Raw genomic sequence first — 17,749 nt, 5'->3', positions numbered from 1 at the left:
AAGTTACACCGTCACAACTGGCACGCGCAGCGCCAGAGAACACATTAACTCGTAGCCTACCGTACCTGCGGCGGTGGCCACATCGTCAATTTTAATCTCTTTGCCCCACAGCTCTACCGGCGTCCCGATCCCTGCCTGCGGGCATGGTGTCAGATCTACCGCCAACATATCCATTGAGACTGTCCCCACCGTCCCGGTACGTACACCGTCCACCAGCACCGGAGTACCACTTGGCGCATGGCGTGGATAACCGTCTGCATAGCCGGTCGCTACAATGCCAATGCGCTGCTCGCCGCTGGCAGTGTAGCGTCCACCGTAGCCCACCCGATCGCCAGCTTTCAGCGTTTGTATGCCGATGATCTCACTGCTCAGCGTCATCACTGGCTTCAGGCCGGTGTTAGCGATGTCCCGCCATTGTCCTGAAGGCGACGCACCATACAAAATAATGCCCGGACGAACCCAGTCATAATGCGCTTCGGGGTGCCACAGCGTGGCTGCCGAATTCGACAGCGATCGTCTGCACTCCAGCCCTTCAGTTGCCTGCGCAATACGTGTCATAGCCTCCTGGATACCTTCCGGGTGCTCTGCATCGGCAAAATGGGACATCAGCGTCATTTCACCGACGTTGGGCATCGCCCGCAGCTGTTGCCAGACCGTGGGAACTCTTTCCGGTAAAAAACCAAGGCGGTTCATACCACTGTTCACCTTCAGGTAAACATCGAGCGGCGCCTTCAGGCGCGCATTCTGCAATGCTTTTAGCTGCCAGTTACTGTGTACACAGGTGGTGAGTCGATAATTGTCATATACCGTCAGGTCTTCGGCGTGGAAAAAACCCTCCAGCATGAGTATCGGACCTTTCCATCCGCGCTCGCGTAGGGTTATCGCCTCTTCAAGATTGAGCATGGCAAAACCATCGGTTGTGCCCAGCGCATTCCAGACGCGTTCAATACCGTGTCCATACGCATTGGCTTTCACCACCGACCAGACGCGGGCGTCCGGCGCGGCCTGGCGGGTAATGGTCAGATTTTGTTTCAACGCCTGCAGGTCAATGCTGGCCAGTATCGGGCGGGTCATCTCACGTCCTTATCAGTTATGTGCGCCATGTAAGTGCCGTGGACGAGAGGGGGTAAACCCCGGACTGTAACGCGCCACGCTCAGATCGTCATAAGGTATGGCTGGCGTGCGGCCAGAAAGGATATCGCTCAGTAGCTGACCGGAGCCGCAGGCCATGGTCCAACCCAGCGTGCCGTGGCCGGTATTGAGCAGCAGATTCTTAAAGCGGGTGCGCCCCACCACCGGCGTTCCGTCCGGCGTCATCGGACGCAGTCCAGTCCAGAAGGTTGCCTGCTCCACATGACCGCCGCGCGGGAAGAGATCGCGTACGACCATTTCCAGCGTTTCACGACGAGGTTGTAGCAGTTCTGTATTAAAGCCGACAATCTCCGCCATGCCGCCAACGCGAATACGATTGTCAAAGCGGGTAATAGCGATTTTGTAGGTTTCATCAAGGATAGTAGAAACCGGCGCACCGTCGTCTTGCGCCACCGGAATGGTCAACGAATAGCCTTTGAGCGGATAGACCGGGATATCAACGATCCCTTTCAGCATTGCCGTGGAGTACGAACCAAACGCCATCACATAGGCATCGGCTTTAACTATCTCTTCGCCGCACTGGACGCCATAAATCTGCTCACCATCGCTCAGCAGCTTATCGACCGGGGTATTAAAGCGAAACTTAACGCCTGCCTGCTCCGCCATCTGCGCCAGACGCTGGGTAAACAGCTGGCAGTCGCCGGTTTCATCATTCGGTAAACGCAAACCACCGGTCAGTTTATGGGCCACTTCCGCCAGTGCGGGTTCGACTTCCGCCAAACGGTTTGCTTCCAGCAGTTGATATGGTACGCCCGCATCTTCTAGCACGGCGATGTCGCGGGTAGCGTTCTCATACTGTTGAGCGGTACGGAAAAGTTGCAGGGTTCCGCCCTGGCGCCCTTCGTACTCGATACCGGTAGAGGCGCGCAGCGCTTTCAGGCAATCACGGCTGTATTCCGCCAGTCGCACCATGCGTCCTTTGTTTTCCATGTAGTGGCTGGTGTCGCAGTTGCGCAGCATCTGCCACATCCATTTCAACTGGAACTGGGTTCCGTCAAGACGGACGGCCAGCGGAGCGTGCCGCTGAAACATCCACTTAATTGCTTTTAGCGGTACGCCTGGTGCCGCCCATGGTGCTGCATAACCTGGAGAGATTTGCCCCGCGTTCGCCGCACTGGTTTCCAGTGCCGGACCGGGCTCACGATCAATGACGGTGACATCGTGTCCAGCCTGACTTAAGTACCAGGCGCTGGTCACGCCAACGACACCACTTCCCAGTATGACAACTCGCATAGCCACTCCGTTAACAGTAAAAGAACAATCATCTAATTACATCTTGATAACTCAGTTGAAAATATTATTCAACATATGGCTTTTTTATGGTGACTTACCTCACATATAGCGGTGATAGCTGGGGACTCTCCGCTTTGGCATCTCCTGCTGTGCGTTATTTTTATCCAGCATAAAATTTTGCGGCCATGCCATTTTTCGACGCCTCGCTAACGTGAAATCGCAAAGAAAAAATTTCTGCCGCAGCACGTTTTTTAACACCATGATCTATGCTTGACATGAGGTACTCCAGACAGAGAGTGCCGCCAACAATGAGGGTGCGCGAATGGCTACGATTGATTCCATGAACAAGGACAGCACACGGTTAAGCGATGGACCCGACTGGACGTTTGATCTGCTGGATGTCTATCTGGCAGAGATAGACCGCGTGGCGAAACTCTACAGACTGGATACCTACCCGCACCAAATCGAGGTGATCACCTCCGAACAGATGATGGATGCTTATTCCAGCGTCGGGATGCCGATCAACTATCCTCACTGGTCGTTTGGTAAAAAGTTTATTGAAACCGAGCGCTTGTATAAACATGGTCAGCAGGGGCTGGCCTATGAGATTGTTATCAACTCCAATCCGTGTATCGCGTATCTGATGGAGGAGAACACCATCACCATGCAGGCGCTGGTGATGGCGCATGCCTGCTACGGACACAACTCCTTTTTCAAAAACAACTACCTGTTCCGAAGCTGGACGGATGCCAGTTCCATTGTCGATTACCTGATCTTCGCGCGAAACTATATTACCCAGTGTGAAGAGCGTTACGGCGTGGATGAAGTCGAAAAGCTGCTCGACTCCTGCCATGCGCTGATGAACTACGGCGTTGACCGTTACAAACGCCCGCAAAAAATCTCCCTACAGGAAGAGAAAGCCCGTCAGAAAAGCCGTGAAGAGTATCTGCAAAGCCAGGTGAATATGTTGTGGCGCACGCTGCCGAAGAAAGAGGAAGAGAAAACCGTGGCGGAAGCCCGGCGTTATCCCTCTGAGCCACAGGAGAACCTGCTGTACTTCATGGAGAAGAACGCCCCGCTGCTGGAGTCCTGGCAACGCGAAGTCCTACGCATTGTACGCAAGGTCAGCCAGTATTTTTATCCGCAGAAACAGACGCAGGTGATGAACGAGGGCTGGGCCACTTTCTGGCATTACACCATCCTGAACCACCTTTATGATGAAGGTAAAGTCACCGAACGGTTTATGCTGGAGTTTCTGCATAGCCATACCAATGTGGTATTTCAGCCGCCCTACAACAGCCCGTGGTATAGCGGGATAAACCCGTACGCTCTGGGATTTGCCATGTTCCAGGATATCAAACGTATTTGTCAGTCGCCGACCGAGGAGGACAAATACTGGTTCCCGGACATAGCGGGTTCTGACTGGCTGGAAACCCTGCATTTTGCGATGCGCGATTTCAAAGATGAGAGCTTTATCAGCCAGTTCCTGTCGCCAAAGGTGATGCGTGATTTCCGTCTGTTCACCGTGCTGGATGACGATCGTCACAACTATCTGGAGATTTCTGCGATTCATAACGAGGAAGGATATCGTGAGATCCGCAACAGGTTGTCGTCGCAATACAACCTCAGCAACCTGGAGCCGAATATTCAAATCTGGAATGTCGATCTGCGTGGCGATCGTTCGCTCACCTTACGCTATATTCCGCATAACCGCGCACCGCTGGATAAAGGACGCAAAGAAGTGCTCAAGCACGTACACCGGCTTTGGGGTTTTGACGTGATGCTGGAGCAACAGAATGAAGATGGCAGCGTGGAGCTGTTGGAGCGTTGCCCGCCAAGGATGAACGGTCTGTAAATCTTATTACCGGAGGCGGTGTAAACACCTAAACCGGCCTACGAAGTGCACACATTGTAGGCCGGATAAGACGCTTTGGCGTCGCCATCCGGCTTTGAGCAATTAACGGCCCTGAATCGCCAAATCGCCCGGCAGGCTCTTTTGCATGCGATGCCAAATTTCGCCACTGTCGTGACCATAGCGACGCACCGTTTCATACACCTGCTCATGAGCGCCCTGCTCGCAGAGTTCTGACAGTTTACGGTAGAAGCTCAGCGCCAGCGCGCGCGCTTCCGGATTGGCAAAATAATGACGACCAATGCGGGTATATAATCCTTTCATACCGTTGAGGATCAAACCGTAAATCGGATTGCCGGAGGCAAATGCCAGGCCGCGGAAAATGTTATAGTCCAGATCGGCAAATGCGTCAGCGTGGTCGGCCACCTGATTTGCCGTCGCCAGAACCTCCTGTGCTTTATCAGGATGCTGGCGAAACGCAGTGCGAACAAAGATCGTCGAAATATTGGTACGCACGGACAGCAGATTATCAATCAACTGCGGGACACTCTCGTGATCGAGACGCGCCAGCGTTTCAAGAATATTCAGCCCGGAGGTTTCCCAGAAGTTATTCACCTTCGTCGGTTTGCCGTGTTGAATGGTCAACCAGCCATCTCGCGCCAACCGCTGCAATACTTCGCGTAGCGTGGTACGTGTCACCCCAATAAGTTCGGAGAGTTCACGTTCAGCGGGCAAAATAGTGCCAGGTGGGAAGCGGTTATTCCAGATACTTTCAATGATGTACTCTTCCGCGAACCCAGCCGGGCTTTGCGCCTTAATGACCATAGTAAAAATTCCATTACACAGCAAAACATAGTTACACACATCATACCAGATGGGTATCTTAGCTGATAGCTGACGCAATGAAGAAAAAGTGGATCAAGGCTTCATTTTCCTAATAACGCTACAGCACAGCCAACCTTACCAGTCTCGTGAATAGCTTGCCTGTGCCCCCTCCTCCCGCTAAGCTTTGCGGTCAAACATAAAAACATGATTTCATTTTTAAAGGTAGGGAAATCACCATGGAGCTATCATGGGGCCGCGCTATGTGGCGCAATTTTTTAGGTCAATCACCAGACTGGTACAAACTTGCACTGCTTGTCTTCTTAGTCGTTAACCCGATTATTTTTTTCATCAACCCTTTTATCGCCGGCTGGTTGCTGGTGGCCGAGTTCATTTTCACGCTGGCGATGGCGTTAAAATGTTACCCACTGCTGCCAGGCGGGCTGTTGGCTATTGAAGCTGTCATTATTGGTATGACCAGCGCCACGCATGTGCGTGAAGAGGTTGCCGCAAACCTTGAGGTGTTATTGCTGCTGATGTTTATGGTGGCAGGCATCTACTTTATGAAGCAGCTATTACTGTTTATTTTCACTCGTCTGCTGCTCACTATTCGCTCCAAGACGCTGCTGTCACTGTCTTTTTGTGTTGCAGCCGCTTTCCTCTCTGCGTTCCTCGATGCGTTGACCGTCGTTGCCGTGGTAATCAGCGTTGCGGTCGGGTTTTATGGTATCTACCATCGCGTTGCTTCTTCTCGCGCGGAAGACAACAACATGCTTGATGACAGCCATATCGATCAGCACAATAAAGTCGTTCTTGAGCAGTTCCGCGGTTTTCTGCGTAGCCTGATGATGCACGCGGGGGTCGGTACGGCGTTAGGCGGCGTGATGACCATGGTGGGCGAACCACAAAACCTTATTATCGCCAAAGCGGCTGGCTGGCATTTTGGCGACTTCTTCCTGCGCATGTCGCCAGTTACCGTCCCGGTACTGATTTGCGGCCTGTTAACCTGTGTACTGGTCGAGAAATTGCGCTGGTTTGGCTATGGCGAAACGCTGCCGGAGACCGTCCGTGATGTCCTGCAACAGTTTGACGATCAGAGCCGCCAACAACGTACCCGCCAGGACAAAATCAAACTGATTGTCCAGGCGATTATTGGCGTCTGGCTGGTCGTTGCTTTGGCCCTGCATCTGGCAGAAGTCGGATTGATCGGTTTGTCGGTCATCATTCTGGCAACCTCGTTGACCGGCGTAACCGACGAACATGCGATAGGTAAGGCCTTTACCGAGTCGCTACCCTTCACCGCGCTGCTGACCGTGTTCTTCTCTATTGTCGCGGTGATTATCGATCAACAACTCTTTTCACCGATTATTCAGTTTGTGTTGCAGTCGTCTGAACATGCACAACTGACGCTGTTTTATCTCTTCAACGGCCTGCTGTCTTCGATCTCTGATAACGTTTTTGTTGGTACGATTTATATCAATGAAGCCAAAGCCGCGATGGAACATGGGACCATCAGCCTTAACCAATTTGAGCTGTTGGCGGTGGCGATCAATACCGGGACCAACCTGCCTTCGGTGGCCACGCCAAACGGCCAGGCTGCATTCCTGTTCCTGCTGACCTCTGCACTGGCGCCGTTGATTCGCCTCTCTTATGGTCGCATGGTGTGGATGGCCCTGCCTTATACTCTCGTCCTGACGCTCGTCGGCCTGCTTTGCGTCGAGTTCACGCTAGTTCCGGTGACCGAGTGGATGACCCAAACGGGCTGGTTAGCTACACTTTCATAACAATTAACCGGGCAAATCACTGCCCGGTTTGACTTTTTGCATGATAAATATCCGATTACGCAAATTTTCAATTCCCGCTAGTGGCGCATAAAGTGAATTGGTTTAAACTGCGGTCTCTACGCATGTTGCAGGGAAATGATTATGTTGCGATTTTTAAACCAGTGCTCCCGAGGTCGTGGAGCATGGTTATTGTTGGCGTTAACCGCCTTTGCGCTGGAGCTCGTCGCGCTGTGGTTCCAGCACGTCATGCTGCTAAAACCTTGCGTGTTGTGTATTTACGAACGTAGCGCATTATTTGGCGTGATGGGTGCAGGGCTGGTGGGTGCTATCGCACCAAAAACACCGCTGCGCTATGTGGCGATGATAATCTGGATTTACAGTGCCTGGCGCGGACTTCAGTTAGCGTATGAGCACACCATGATTCAGCTGCACCCATCCCCGTTTATGACCTGTGATTTTGCCGCACGCTTCCCAAGCTGGCTGCCGCTGGACAAATGGCTGCCGCAGGTGTTTTTAGCGTCCGGTGACTGTGCTGAGCGCCAGTGGTCTTTTTTAACCCTGGAAATGCCGCAGTGGCTGTTGGGGATCTTCGCCGCCTACCTGGTGGTCGCCGTGCTGGTAGTGATAGCACAGCCGTTCAAACCGAAAAAACGTGACCTCTTCGGTCGCTAACAGAGACGCTCCTTCGGGAGCGTTTTTTTTGCCTTAAATTCATTGCCTGCTGGCATCTATAAGATGTATATTAAATGCATCTTATAGATGCCACACCAAGGAGATGTCTTATGTCCCATTTACGCATCCCGGCAAACTGGAAAGTTAAACGCTCTACTCCCTTCTTCACGAAAGACAACGTCCCGGCAGCACTTCTTTCTCACCATAACACTGCTGCAGGCGTTTTTGGCCAGCTTTGCGTGATGGAAGGTACGGTAACGTATTACGGCTTTGCCAATGAAGACGCAAAAGAGCCTGAAGTAAAAGTGGTGATTAATGCCGGTCAGTTTGCGACCAGTCCGCCGCAGTACTGGCATCGCGTTGAATTAAGCGACGACGCCCAATTCAACATCAATTTCTGGGTTGAAGATGACAACCATGGCGATGAGATGTATCAGGCGAAAAAGTCTTAAGCCTAAACGCCTGCTAATCGATGGGCGGTTTAGTCCGCCCATGAAGGTTTGTTCAGAATATGATCCTGCCAGTCACGCACTTCCGATTCTTTCACCGCAATATGACGTACTGAAATACGTTCACCGTGCATCGCCGCTTTTGATCCCGTCAGCAGTGGATGCCACTCCGGCAGCCCTTTACCTTCCGCTAGCAGACGATACGCACAGGTCATCGGCAGCCATTCAAAGGTGGGCAGATTATCGCGCGTCAGTTTGATACAGTCAGGCTCGTACTCGAATCGGCGTTCGTAATTACGGCACTGACAGGTTTTGATATTGAGCTGCTTACACGCGACGTTAGTAAAATAGATTTCGTCGGTATCTTCATCCATCAGCTTATGCAGGCAGCATTGACCACACCCGTCACATAATGACTCCCACTCGGCATCGGTCATTTCATCCAGGGTTTTACTTTGCCAGAAAGGTATGTCGCTCATCAGGGTATCCGCTATTGCAATAAAGCTGCACCTTATAACCAGTCTGGCACGCTGATGCAAGTTTTGCCGCCCGAAAAGGCGGCAAGAAGAGATTACAGCACGCGTGTCGTCAGCGTTTGACCATGAAAACTGATAGCCAGCTCATCACCGCTGTTTAACGGCCCAACTCCTGCTGGCGTCCCCGTCAACACAACATCGCCCGCTTTGAGGGTAAAGAAACGACTCATGTAGGCAATCAAAGGAACGATGTGATGGATCATATCCGCCGTGGTGCCGTGCTGGCGCTGCTCACCGTTAACCGTTAACCCGAGCATCGTATCCTGAGGATCACCATTAAATTCCGCCACCGGAATAAACCCTGACAGCGGGCAAGAGTTATCAAAGCCCTTCGCTTTTTCCCACGGCTGCCCCGCCTTCTTCATTTTGCCCTGAATATCACGCAGGGTCAGATCCAACGCGACGCCATAGCCCGCGATGGCTTTGCGCACATGTTCTTCCGTCGCCTGACGTAGGGTCGCGCCAATCAAAACAGCCAGCTCAACTTCATGGTGAACCGAACCCATATCAGATGGGATCACCAGCGGCTGGCGTAAATCGCACAGCGCGGTTTCCGGTTTAATAAACAGCACCGGTTCTTCCGGGGTACTTCCGCCCATCTCTTTAATATGATTAGCATAGTTACTCCCTACGCAAACCACCTTACTCACCGGATAATCCAGCAGAGCACCATGCCAGTTATGATGTTGATACATTACTTTCCCCTAACGTAGTTATCAATTTCAGGTACTGCATCGATGGGGCGTGCTGCTGCCGGATGCAGTTTAACGTTTATCGTCTGGTGTATTTTGTTTCGTCGCAGCCAGATGCTGTTTAAGTAAATCTTCTGGCGGCGGTGGTATTTGTAAATAATAGCCCTGCTCGGTGAGTGCCTGTTTTACTTTTTCCAGATCGGCATTAACCAGCTTTTTACGGCCATCAAGCGGCAACATCATTGCCAGCGTCGGCTGACCAAATCCTTTCATCAGTTCTTCAGGAACTCGCGAGAAATCGTCTTTTTTTTCGACATATAAATAGGTCTGGTCACGTTTACTGCTTCGGTAGATCACACAAAACATATCTTTTACTCTGAATTCACGGAATGGTGGCTTGCCTCAATATAATACTGACTATAACATGCCTTATAGTCTTCGGAATATCACCCCGCGCTGGGGATGATAAATAGCAAATTGAGTAAGGCCAGGATGTCAAACACGCCAATCGAGCTTAAAGGCAGTAGCTTCACCTTATCAGTGGTTCATTTACATGAAGCAGAACCCGAGGTTATTCGTCAGGCGTTGGAAGACAAAATCGCGCAGGCACCTGCTTTTTTAAAACATGCTCCCGTAGTGGTTAACGTGAGTGGTCTTGAAAGCCCGGTAAACTGGTCAGCGCTGCAGAAGGTTGTCGCGTCTACCGGATTGCGCATTATCGGCGTTAGCGGATGCAAAGACGCCAGACTCAAGGCTGAAATCGACGAAATGGGTCTTCCTTTACTGACTGAAGGTAAAGAAAAAGCTATTCGTCCTGCGCCCGTTGAGGCCCCGGCTCCCGTCGCTCCGCCACAAAACGTTACTCCCATCACAAAAACACGATTAATAAATGTGCCGGTTCGTTCCGGTCAGCGCATTTATGCACCACAATGTGATCTGATTGTTACAAGCCACGTCAGTGCAGGCGCAGAGCTTATCGCTGATGGCAATATTCATGTTTATGGAATGATGAGAGGCCGTGCGTTGGCAGGCGCAAGCGGTGACCGGGAAGCGCAAATTTTTTGTACCCATCTGACGGCAGAACTGGTGTCTATCGCAGGTGTTTATTGGCTGAGTGATAAAATCCCAGCAGAATTTTATGGCAAAGCGGCACGTCTGCAATTAGCAGAGAACGCTTTGACAGTTCAACCGTTGAATTGATCCCTTTTTAACAAGGAATTTCTATGGCACGCATTATTGTTGTTACTTCGGGTAAAGGGGGCGTTGGCAAAACCACCTCCAGCGCGGCCATCGCTACAGGTTTGGCCCAGAAGGGAAAGAAAACTGTCGTTATTGATTTTGATATCGGCCTGCGTAATCTTGATCTGATTATGGGTTGTGAACGCCGCGTCGTTTACGACTTCGTCAACGTTATTCAGGGCGATGCGTCGTTAAATCAGGCGCTAATCAAAGATAAGCGTACCGAAAATCTCTTTATTCTTCCGGCCTCACAAACTCGCGATAAAGACGCGCTGACGCGTGAAGGCGTCGCGAAAGTTCTGGACGATCTGAAAACGATGGAATTCGACTTCATCGTCTGCGACTCTCCGGCGGGTATTGAAACCGGTGCGCTGATGGCCCTGTATTTTGCCGATGAAGCGATTATTACCACCAACCCGGAAGTCTCCTCTGTACGTGACTCTGACCGTATACTGGGTATTCTGGCGTCGAAATCTCGTCGCGCGGAAAACGGTGAAGATCCGATTAAAGAGCATTTGTTGCTGACGCGCTACAACCCTGGCCGCGTTAATAAAGGTGACATGCTGAGCATGGAAGACGTACTGGAAATTCTGCGAATCAAGCTGGTTGGCGTGATTCCTGAAGATCAGTCAGTCCTGCGCGCGTCTAACCAGGGTGAGCCGGTTATTCTCGACATCAATGCTGATGCCGGTAAAGCCTATGCTGATACCGTAGACCGTCTGTTGGGAGAAGAACGTCCTTTCCGCTTCATTGAAGAAGAGAAGAAAGGTTTCCTCAAACGCCTGTTCGGAGGATAAGTTATGGCATTACTGGATTTTTTTCTCTCGCGGAAAAAGAGCACAGCGAACATCGCTAAAGAGCGACTGCAGATTATTGTTGCGGAACGTCGTCGTAGTGACGCCGAGCCACATTATTTACCGCAGCTGCGTAAGGATATTCTCGACGTTATCTGTAAGTATGTACAAATTGATCCCGAAATGGTCACGGTACAACTTGAACAAAAAGACGGCGATATTTCGATCCTCGAACTTAACGTGACATTACCTGAAGCAGAAGAGTCTAAATAAGCTCTTTTGTCGCTAAATCATGGTTACGAAAAAGGCAGATTATTCTGCCTTTTTTATTTTCTGTCTCTGACTAACCTATCGAGCATTTATTCCAAAGTAAACTTTGGGTAGTTTTCGGCAAAATAGCGGCGTAAATACTCAACCGTAATACGGATTTTTGCCGACGTCGCCAGCCGGGAGACATAAACCGCCCATATATTGGCGGGTTGATAATACTCAGGCAATATATGCACCAGATGTCCGCTGGCAATGTTGTCGCAAACGTCCCACCACGAACGCAAAGCAATTCCCTGCCCATCCAGACACCATTGATGTACCACTTCGCCATGGTTAGACGACAGCGGCCCCGTAACCTTTATTGAGTGTGCGCCCTCTTTATTACGCATTTGCCAGATACCAAACGGATGGTCACGTTCTTTAATAACCAGGCAGGGGAAAGTAGAAAGATCGTTCAGTTGTTTCGGCACTCCATGCCGCGCCACAAATTCCGGCGAGGCGCACAGAATACGATAGTTAGTCGCCAGCTTGCGGGCAATCAGGTTCGGCGCGATATCATCCCCGATACGAATATCGAGATCGACGCCCTCATTGACCATATCGACCAGACGGTCTTCAACATCGAACCTCAGTTCTAACTGCGGGTACTCTTTTGCCAGCGCAGACAGCGCCGGAGCGACCACCCGGCGGCCAAAACCAAAGCTACTGATAATTCGTAGCATCCCCTGCGGGATCTGCCTGGCATCGGACAGCTCGTCCATCATCTGATCGACATCCTGCAGGATCCGCTGTGCCCATTCGTAGATCCGCTCCCCCTCTTCCGTGATGGTTACGCGCCGCGTTGTTCGGTGCAACAGCACCACGTTCAGCGTTTGCTCCAACAGGGCAACGCGCTTACTGATAAAAGCCGGAGATACGCCCAGCTCTTCGGCAACGGCGGCAAATCCCGCACGACGGGCAACCAGCATAAAGACGCGTAAATCATTTAGCAGCGGCAGATTATTCATGATCTGTGTTTTATGTTTCACCAGTTAGGGGGATTAACTATTAATCAGTCAATTATAGGATACGGGGAAAGTCAATTTTGATGGCGTACAAGTGAGAGCTGCTATGAAGAAAACCTGTCGTATTGCCGCTATCCCCGGAGATGGCATTGGTAAAGAAGTCCTGCCTGAAGGCATTCAGGTGTTGCAGGCAGCCGCCGAGCGTTGGGGGTTGTCACTCAGCTTTGAGCAAATGGAATGGGCCAGCTGCGAGTACTACGCCCATCACGGAAAGATGATGCCGGATGACTGGCATGAGCAGTTACAATCCTTCGATGCTATCTATTTTGGTGCCGTTGGCTGGCCGGACACCGTGCCGGACCACATCTCATTATGGGGCTCGCTGCTTAAGTTTCGCCGCGAATTTGACCAGTATGTCAACCTGCGTCCGGTACGCCTGTTTCCAGGCGTACCTTGCCCGCTGGCAGGCAAGCAGCCAGGAGACATTGATTTCTATGTGGTGCGCGAGAACACCGAGGGAGAATACTCTTCACTCGGCGGACGCGTAAGCGAAGGTACAGAACACGAAGTGGTTATCCAGGAGTCGGTCTTCACCCGTCGCGGCGTCGATCGTATATTGCGTTACGCTTTCGAGCTGGCACAAAATCGCCCGCGCAAAACCCTGACCTCGGCGACCAAATCCAACGGACTGGCCATCAGCATGCCGTACTGGGACGAGCGCGTGGAAGCAATGGCGGCTAACTATCCCGAGATCCGTTGGGATAAACAGCATATTGATATACTCTGCGCCCGCTTTGTGATGCAGCCGGAGCGTTTTGACGTGGTGGTTGCCTCCAACCTGTTTGGCGACATCCTCTCCGATCTCGGTCCAGCCTGTACCGGAACGATTGGCATTGCGCCTTCAGCCAACTTAAACCCGGAACGTACCTTCCCGTCTCTGTTCGAGCCAGTACACGGTTCGGCCCCCGATATCTACGGCAAGAACCTCGCCAACCCTATAGCGACTATCTGGGCTGGCGCCATGATGCTCGACTTCCTTGGCAACGGTGATGCTAACTATAAAGCCGCCCACGACGGTATTCTGGCGGCAATTGAGCAGGTTATTGCCAGCGGCCCGAAAACACCGGATATGAAAGGCACTGCCACCACGCAACAGGTTGGTGAGGCCATCTCTCGGGCATTGCGTTAGAGGTCAAACCACGGAATATGAGCCGCGTCACTGACGCGGCTTTTTTATGCTTTTTATGGCACCAATAACCTGCGCCAATTCACCTTTTATTATTTCCGTTCTGTGTTTTATTGCTTCACGCATCGAGTAATTGTTTAATTCATGTAAAGAACAAATAATAAAATTGTTAAATACAAAATCACTGATTCCCTACAGCATGATAACAACGACAGGCTAATGCCATACGCGGGCAACTGTGCCCAGGAGATCCCATGTTGAGCAACGTTAAGAAAAAAGACATGCCGCTGATAGCCATCAGTCTGGTGGCTATTCTTTTCATCGCCGCCACACTTAGTCTCTTCCCTCAGCAGTCTGCACAAGTCGCAAATACCCTTTTTAACGGCGTTACCCGGATGCTGGGTTCCGCCGTGCAGATCCTCGTTCTGATGGCGATGGGTCTGGTCGTCTGGCTGGCCACCAGCAAATACGGCAACATTCGTCTGGGAGAAGGAAAAGCGGAATACAGCACGCTGTCCTGGCTGTTTATGTTTATTTGTGCCGGACTAGGTTCCTCCACGCTCTACTGGGGCGTTGCTGAGTGGGCCTATTATTACCAGACCCCGGGTCTGAATATCGCTCCGCACTCGCAAAAAGCGCTGGAATACAGCTTACCCTACTCTTTTTTCCATTGGGGAATCAGCGCCTGGGCGACCTATACGCTGGCTTCATTAACCATGGCCTACCACTTTCATGTGCGGAAAAACAAAGGGCTGAGCCTGTCCGGAATAATCGCCGCTATCACCGGCGTGCATCCGCAGGGCGTCTGGGGCCGGCTGGTTGATTTGATGTTCCTGATCGCCACAGTTGGCGCGTTAACCATCTCTCTGGTTGTCACCGCCGCCACCTTTACCCGTGGTTTATCTGCTCTCACAGGTTTACCGGATAACTTCACCGTACAGGCGTTTGTTATCCTGTTCTCTGGCGGCATTTTCTGTCTGAGCTCCTGGATTGGCATCAACAACGGCTTGCAACGTCTGAGCAAAATGGTCGGCTGGGGGGCGTTTTTACTGCCGCTGTTGGTGCTGATTGTCGGCCCGACCGAGTTCATCACCAACAACATCATTAACGCCATCGGTCTGACGACACAAAACTTTTTGCAGATGAGTCTGTTCACCGACCCGCTCGGCAACGGTGAGTTCACCCGCAACTGGACGGTGTTCTATTGGCTGTGGTGGATCTCCTACACCCCTGGCGTGGCAATGTTTGTCACTCGCGTATCCCGTGGTCGCAAAATCAAAGAGGTTATCTGGGCGTTAATCCTGGGTAGTACCGTTGGCTGCTGGTTCTTCTTTGGCGTGATGGAAAGCTACTCCATTCACCAATTTGTGAACGGTGTGATCGACGTACCGCAGGTTATGGCCACGTTAGGCGGCGAAACAGCCGTACAGCAAGTGTTGATGTCGTTGCCTGCCGGGAAACTGTTCCTGGTGGCGTATCTGGCGATCATGATTATTTTTCTCGCCTCGCATATGGATGCCGTCGCCTACACCATGGCGGCCACCAGCACGCGTAACCTGCAGGAAGGGGAAGATCCGCAGCGTAGCTTACGTCTGTTCTGGTGCGTGGTCATCACCCTGATCCCATTATCAATTTTGTTCACCGGCGCGTCCCTGGAAACCATGAAGACCACGGTGGTTCTGACCGCACTTCCCTTCCTCGCCATTCTGTTGGTGAAGGTTGGCGGTTTTCTTCGCTGGGTACGGCAGGACTATGCCCACGTTCCTGCACATCAAATTGAAGGTCATCTCCCCGAAACGCCAGTGGACGTCCCCGTCGCACCACCGGCCGGGACATTACTCAAAGGCGACAATTAAGCGCCAGTAAAAAATCCTCTTACTCACAAATTAAAGGTATTCCAATGAGCAATCTGAGCCCTGAGTTTATTCTGCCGCAAAATTTCTGTGCCAACCCGCAGGACGCCTGGACTATCCCTGCCCGGTTCTATACCGACCATCAGGCCTTCGAGCACGAGCAGGAGAAAGTGTTCGCTAAGAGCTGGATTTGCGTCGCCCACAGTAGCGAACTGGCGAAACCCAATGACTATGTAACCCGGGAAGTGATTGGCGAGAACATCGTGCTGGTACGTGGTCGCGATAACGTGCTGCGCGCGTTCTACAACGTTTGCCCGCATCGTGGTCATCAGCTGTTGAGCGGCGAAGGGAAAGCGAAAAATGTGATTACCTGCCCTTACCACGCCTGGGCATTCAAGCTTGACGGTAACCTGGCGCATGCACGTAACTGCGAAAACGTTGCCAACTTCGACAGTGAGAAAGCACATCTCACCCCGGTACGGCTGGAAGAATATGCCGGATTCGTGTTTATCAACATGGATCCGAACGCGGGCAGCGTAGAAGAACAACTCCCAGGTCTTGCAGACAAAGTTATCGAAGCCTGCCCTGATGTGCATGACCTGAAGCTGGCGGCGCGCTTTACGACCCGAACTCCAGCCAACTGGAAGAATATTGTCGATAACTATCTGGAGTGCTACCACTGCGGCCCGGCTCACCCTGGTTTTTCCGACTCGGTTCAGGTTGATCGTTACTGGCATACTATGCACGGCAACTGGACGCTACAATACGGTTTCGCCAAACCGTCAGAGCAGTCATTTAAGTTCGAAGAGGGTGTTGATGCCGCCTTCCACGGTTTCTGGCTGTGGCCGTGCACCATGCTCAACGTTACGCCAATCAAAGGCATGATGACCGTTATCTACGAATTTCCAGTGGATGCAGAAACTACGCTGCAAAACTATGACATCTACTTCACCAACGAAGAACTGACCGAAGAGCAGAAACAACTGATCGAATGGTATCGCAACGTCTTCCGCCCTGAAGATTTACGTCTGGTTGAAAGCGTCCAAAAAGGGTTGAAATCGCGCGGGTATCGCGGTCAGGGCCGCATTATGGCCGACACCAGCGGCAGCGGTATCTCCGAACATGGCATTGCCCATTTCCATAATCTGGTCGCGCAGGTGTTTCAGGAATAACCAGAGGCTGTAACGACAGGTTCCGGCGCATCGTTAAGCCGCGCCGGACAGATTTTTTAGGGAGTGCCGCAATGTCTGATTATCAAATGCAAGAAGTCCGGGTCAGCCGGATTGAGACGATTACCGCGCAGGTAAAACGCTTTACTTTAACGGCGACATCAGGCGAGCCGTTGCCCGCGTTTCAGGGTGGCAGCCATATTATCGTGCAGATGCGCGATGGCGAGAATCTGTACAGCAATGCTTACTCGCTGATGAGTTCCCCCTTTGATACGAGCGCCTGGCAAATCGCCGTACGACTGGAGGAAGCATCCAAAGGCGGCTCACGATATCTGCATCAAAACGTGAAACCCGGCGACACGCTCACGATCTCCACACCAAACAATCTGTTCGCCCTCGCCCCTCAGGCACAACAACATCTGTTGATTGCTGGAGGTATCGGCATCACACCGTTTTTATCGCATATCCCGGAGCTGGAACATTCTAAGGCGCAATGGCAACTGCATTATTGCTCTCCCAGTCAGGACAACTGCGCGTTTTATGACGAACTCCTGCAGCACCCCAGCGTTGATCGTATTCATCTGCATCTGTCAAGCGCAGGAACCCGCCTTGATTTATCTCGCCTGCTGGCCGATGTCGAACCCGGCACACATATTTACACCTGCGGGCCAGCAGTGCTCAACGATGCCGTCAGAGAAGCGGCTTCCCTCCATAGACTGGACAGCAATACGCTACATTTCGAACAATTTGCGCTGGAAGATAAAAGCGGTGATGCCTTTACCCTGGTTCTGGCGCGTTCCGGACGCGAGTTTGTGGTCCCGGAAGAGATGACCATTTTGCAGGTTATCGAAAATAACAAAGCCGCGCGCGTTGAGTGCCTGTGCCGGGAAGGTGTTTGCGGCACCTGTGAAACGACGATTCTTGAAGGGGAAGCGGATCACCGCGATCAGTATTTCAGCGACGACGAAAAAGCCAGCCAGCAAAGCATGCTTATTTGCTGCTCACGCGCCAAAGGTAAGCGCCTGGTGCTTGATTTGTAGCG

General features: G+C 51.9%; 18 protein-coding genes. 11 read left to right on the top strand and 7 right to left on the bottom strand.

What is annotated here, in order from left to right:
- Nucleotides 1–3: 3 nt before the first annotated feature.
- Nucleotides 4–1,074 (bottom strand): catabolic alanine racemase DadX, encoded by a 1,071-nt coding sequence (gene dadX / locus OGY04_RS04570; RefSeq protein WP_048235226.1) that lies wholly within the window; start codon nucleotides 1,072–1,074, stop codon nucleotides 4–6.
- Nucleotides 1,075–1,086: 12 nt separating this feature from the next.
- A complete protein-coding gene (locus tag OGY04_RS04565; protein ID WP_003833553.1) occupies nucleotides 1,087–2,385 on the bottom strand; it encodes a D-amino acid dehydrogenase in 1,299 nt (432 codons plus the stop codon).
- Between the two features lie 322 nt (nucleotides 2,386–2,707).
- Here OGY04_RS04565 and OGY04_RS04560 point away from each other — a divergent pair, with 322 nt between their 5' ends.
- Nucleotides 2,708–4,240, top strand: a complete 1,533-nt coding sequence (locus OGY04_RS04560) for a SpoVR family protein (protein ID WP_003833557.1) — start codon at nucleotides 2,708–2,710, stop codon at nucleotides 4,238–4,240.
- Between the two features lie 102 nt (nucleotides 4,241–4,342).
- On the opposite strand, the gene fadR is transcribed toward OGY04_RS04560, so the two are convergent.
- Nucleotides 4,343–5,062 carry a fatty acid metabolism transcriptional regulator FadR gene (gene fadR, locus OGY04_RS04555; protein ID WP_003833559.1) on the bottom strand — a complete coding sequence of 240 codons (720 nt, stop codon included), beginning with the start codon at nucleotides 5,060–5,062 and terminating at the stop codon, nucleotides 4,343–4,345.
- A 236-nt stretch (nucleotides 5,063–5,298) separates the two neighbouring features.
- On the opposite strand from fadR, the gene nhaB reads away from it, so the two are divergent.
- The 3 genes from nhaB (at nucleotide 5,299) to OGY04_RS04540 (ending at nucleotide 7,967) form a co-directional block, all read left to right on the top strand.
- Complete coding sequence (gene nhaB / locus OGY04_RS04550) at nucleotides 5,299–6,843, top strand: Na(+)/H(+) antiporter NhaB (protein ID WP_008785014.1); 1,545 nt, start codon at nucleotides 5,299–5,301, stop codon at nucleotides 6,841–6,843.
- Between the two features lie 141 nt (nucleotides 6,844–6,984).
- Nucleotides 6,985–7,515 (top strand): disulfide bond formation protein DsbB, encoded by a 531-nt coding sequence (dsbB, locus tag OGY04_RS04545; RefSeq protein ID WP_003844060.1) that lies wholly within the window; start codon nucleotides 6,985–6,987, stop codon nucleotides 7,513–7,515.
- Nucleotides 7,516–7,625: 110 nt separating this feature from the next.
- Nucleotides 7,626–7,967 (top strand): TehB family protein, encoded by a 342-nt coding sequence (locus OGY04_RS04540; RefSeq protein WP_003020940.1) that lies wholly within the window; start codon nucleotides 7,626–7,628, stop codon nucleotides 7,965–7,967.
- A 29-nt stretch (nucleotides 7,968–7,996) separates the two neighbouring features.
- Here the strand turns inward: OGY04_RS04540 and ycgN are convergent, their stop codons facing one another.
- The 3 genes from ycgN to OGY04_RS04525 form a co-directional block, all read right to left on the bottom strand.
- The gene (gene ycgN, locus OGY04_RS04535) at nucleotides 7,997–8,443 is read right to left on the bottom strand and encodes a cysteine cluster protein YcgN (protein ID WP_003020944.1); all 447 of its coding nucleotides are present in this window, start codon (nucleotides 8,441–8,443) and stop codon (nucleotides 7,997–7,999) included.
- A gap of 92 nt (nucleotides 8,444–8,535) precedes the next feature.
- Nucleotides 8,536–9,195, bottom strand: a complete 660-nt coding sequence (locus OGY04_RS04530; RefSeq protein WP_048235224.1) for a fumarylacetoacetate hydrolase family protein — start codon at nucleotides 9,193–9,195, stop codon at nucleotides 8,536–8,538.
- A 69-nt stretch (nucleotides 9,196–9,264) separates the two neighbouring features.
- Nucleotides 9,265–9,558 carry a YcgL domain-containing protein gene (locus tag OGY04_RS04525; protein WP_003833735.1) on the bottom strand — a complete coding sequence of 98 codons (294 nt, stop codon included), beginning with the start codon at nucleotides 9,556–9,558 and terminating at the stop codon, nucleotides 9,265–9,267.
- A 126-nt stretch (nucleotides 9,559–9,684) separates the two neighbouring features.
- On the opposite strand from OGY04_RS04525, the gene minC reads away from it, so the two are divergent.
- The 3 genes from minC to minE are packed head-to-tail and all read left to right on the top strand — an operon-like array spanning nucleotide 9,685 to nucleotide 11,498.
- A complete protein-coding gene (gene minC / locus OGY04_RS04520) occupies nucleotides 9,685–10,392 on the top strand; it encodes a septum site-determining protein MinC (RefSeq protein ID WP_003833736.1) in 708 nt (235 codons plus the stop codon).
- Between the two features lie 23 nt (nucleotides 10,393–10,415).
- The gene (gene minD / locus OGY04_RS04515) at nucleotides 10,416–11,228 is read left to right on the top strand and encodes a septum site-determining protein MinD (protein WP_003020956.1); all 813 of its coding nucleotides are present in this window, start codon (nucleotides 10,416–10,418) and stop codon (nucleotides 11,226–11,228) included.
- Nucleotides 11,229–11,231: 3 nt separating this feature from the next.
- Nucleotides 11,232–11,498, top strand: coding sequence for a cell division topological specificity factor MinE (minE, locus tag OGY04_RS04510; RefSeq protein ID WP_003833739.1), 267 nt, complete (start codon nucleotides 11,232–11,234; stop codon nucleotides 11,496–11,498).
- 86 nt (nucleotides 11,499–11,584) lie between these two features.
- Here the strand turns inward: minE and OGY04_RS04505 are convergent, their stop codons facing one another.
- Nucleotides 11,585–12,502 (bottom strand): LysR family transcriptional regulator, encoded by a 918-nt coding sequence (locus OGY04_RS04505; protein WP_020996618.1) that lies wholly within the window; start codon nucleotides 12,500–12,502, stop codon nucleotides 11,585–11,587.
- Between the two features lie 103 nt (nucleotides 12,503–12,605).
- Between OGY04_RS04505 and OGY04_RS04500 the strand changes: the two genes are divergently transcribed.
- The 4 genes from OGY04_RS04500 to OGY04_RS04485 all read left to right on the top strand — a co-directional run bounded on the left by OGY04_RS04500 (nucleotide 12,606) and on the right by OGY04_RS04485 (nucleotide 17,747).
- Complete coding sequence (locus tag OGY04_RS04500; RefSeq protein ID WP_286584844.1) at nucleotides 12,606–13,688, top strand: tartrate dehydrogenase; 1,083 nt, start codon at nucleotides 12,606–12,608, stop codon at nucleotides 13,686–13,688.
- A 251-nt stretch (nucleotides 13,689–13,939) separates the two neighbouring features.
- Nucleotides 13,940–15,541 (top strand): BCCT family transporter, encoded by a 1,602-nt coding sequence (locus OGY04_RS04495; protein ID WP_008785019.1) that lies wholly within the window; start codon nucleotides 13,940–13,942, stop codon nucleotides 15,539–15,541.
- A gap of 44 nt (nucleotides 15,542–15,585) precedes the next feature.
- Nucleotides 15,586–16,710, top strand: a complete 1,125-nt coding sequence (gene yeaW, locus OGY04_RS04490) for a carnitine monooxygenase, oxygenase subunit YeaW (protein ID WP_003833746.1) — start codon at nucleotides 15,586–15,588, stop codon at nucleotides 16,708–16,710.
- A gap of 71 nt (nucleotides 16,711–16,781) precedes the next feature.
- The gene (locus OGY04_RS04485; protein WP_219988039.1) at nucleotides 16,782–17,747 is read left to right on the top strand and encodes a PDR/VanB family oxidoreductase; all 966 of its coding nucleotides are present in this window, start codon (nucleotides 16,782–16,784) and stop codon (nucleotides 17,745–17,747) included.
- The last annotated feature ends 2 nt before the right edge of the window (nucleotides 17,748–17,749 follow it).

It is taken from the genome of Citrobacter sp. Cpo091 (assembly GCF_030332645.1).
In the GTDB taxonomy this organism is placed as follows: domain Bacteria; phylum Pseudomonadota; class Gammaproteobacteria; order Enterobacterales; family Enterobacteriaceae; genus Citrobacter; species Citrobacter portucalensis.
Note: the sequence above shows the minus strand (reverse complement) of the source record. Positions and strands in the feature narration are given on the sequence as shown.

Bases quoted from the DNA above. Each gene is read 5' to 3' on its own strand.
- OGY04_RS04530 (WP_048235224.1), bottom strand. From the start codon at position 9,195: ATGTATCAACATCATAACTGGCATGGTGCTCTGCTGGATTATCCGGTG.
- OGY04_RS04540 (WP_003020940.1), top strand. From the start codon at position 7,626: ATGTCCCATTTACGCATCCCGGCAAACTGGAAAGTTAAACGCTCTACT.
- OGY04_RS04565 (WP_003833553.1), bottom strand. From the start codon at position 2,385: ATGCGAGTTGTCATACTGGGAAGTGGTGTCGTTGGCGTGACCAGCGCC.
- OGY04_RS04495 (WP_008785019.1), top strand. From the start codon at position 13,940: ATGTTGAGCAACGTTAAGAAAAAAGACATGCCGCTGATAGCCATCAGT.
- OGY04_RS04560 (WP_003833557.1), top strand. From the start codon at position 2,708: ATGGCTACGATTGATTCCATGAACAAGGACAGCACACGGTTAAGCGAT.
- minE (WP_003833739.1), top strand. From the start codon at position 11,232: ATGGCATTACTGGATTTTTTTCTCTCGCGGAAAAAGAGCACAGCGAAC.
- ycgN (WP_003020944.1), bottom strand. From the start codon at position 8,443: ATGAGCGACATACCTTTCTGGCAAAGTAAAACCCTGGATGAAATGACC.
- minC (WP_003833736.1), top strand. From the start codon at position 9,685: ATGTCAAACACGCCAATCGAGCTTAAAGGCAGTAGCTTCACCTTATCA.
- OGY04_RS04525 (WP_003833735.1), bottom strand. From the start codon at position 9,558: ATGTTTTGTGTGATCTACCGAAGCAGTAAACGTGACCAGACCTATTTA.
- dsbB (WP_003844060.1), top strand. From the start codon at position 6,985: ATGTTGCGATTTTTAAACCAGTGCTCCCGAGGTCGTGGAGCATGGTTA.
- OGY04_RS04500 (WP_286584844.1), top strand. From the start codon at position 12,606: ATGAAGAAAACCTGTCGTATTGCCGCTATCCCCGGAGATGGCATTGGT.
- fadR (WP_003833559.1), bottom strand. From the start codon at position 5,062: ATGGTCATTAAGGCGCAAAGCCCGGCTGGGTTCGCGGAAGAGTACATC.
- OGY04_RS04485 (WP_219988039.1), top strand. From the start codon at position 16,782: ATGTCTGATTATCAAATGCAAGAAGTCCGGGTCAGCCGGATTGAGACG.
- yeaW (WP_003833746.1), top strand. From the start codon at position 15,586: ATGAGCAATCTGAGCCCTGAGTTTATTCTGCCGCAAAATTTCTGTGCC.
- nhaB (WP_008785014.1), top strand. From the start codon at position 5,299: ATGGAGCTATCATGGGGCCGCGCTATGTGGCGCAATTTTTTAGGTCAA.
- OGY04_RS04505 (WP_020996618.1), bottom strand. From the start codon at position 12,502: ATGAATAATCTGCCGCTGCTAAATGATTTACGCGTCTTTATGCTGGTT.
- dadX (WP_048235226.1), bottom strand. From the start codon at position 1,074: ATGACCCGCCCGATACTGGCCAGCATTGACCTGCAGGCGTTGAAACAA.
- minD (WP_003020956.1), top strand. From the start codon at position 10,416: ATGGCACGCATTATTGTTGTTACTTCGGGTAAAGGGGGCGTTGGCAAA.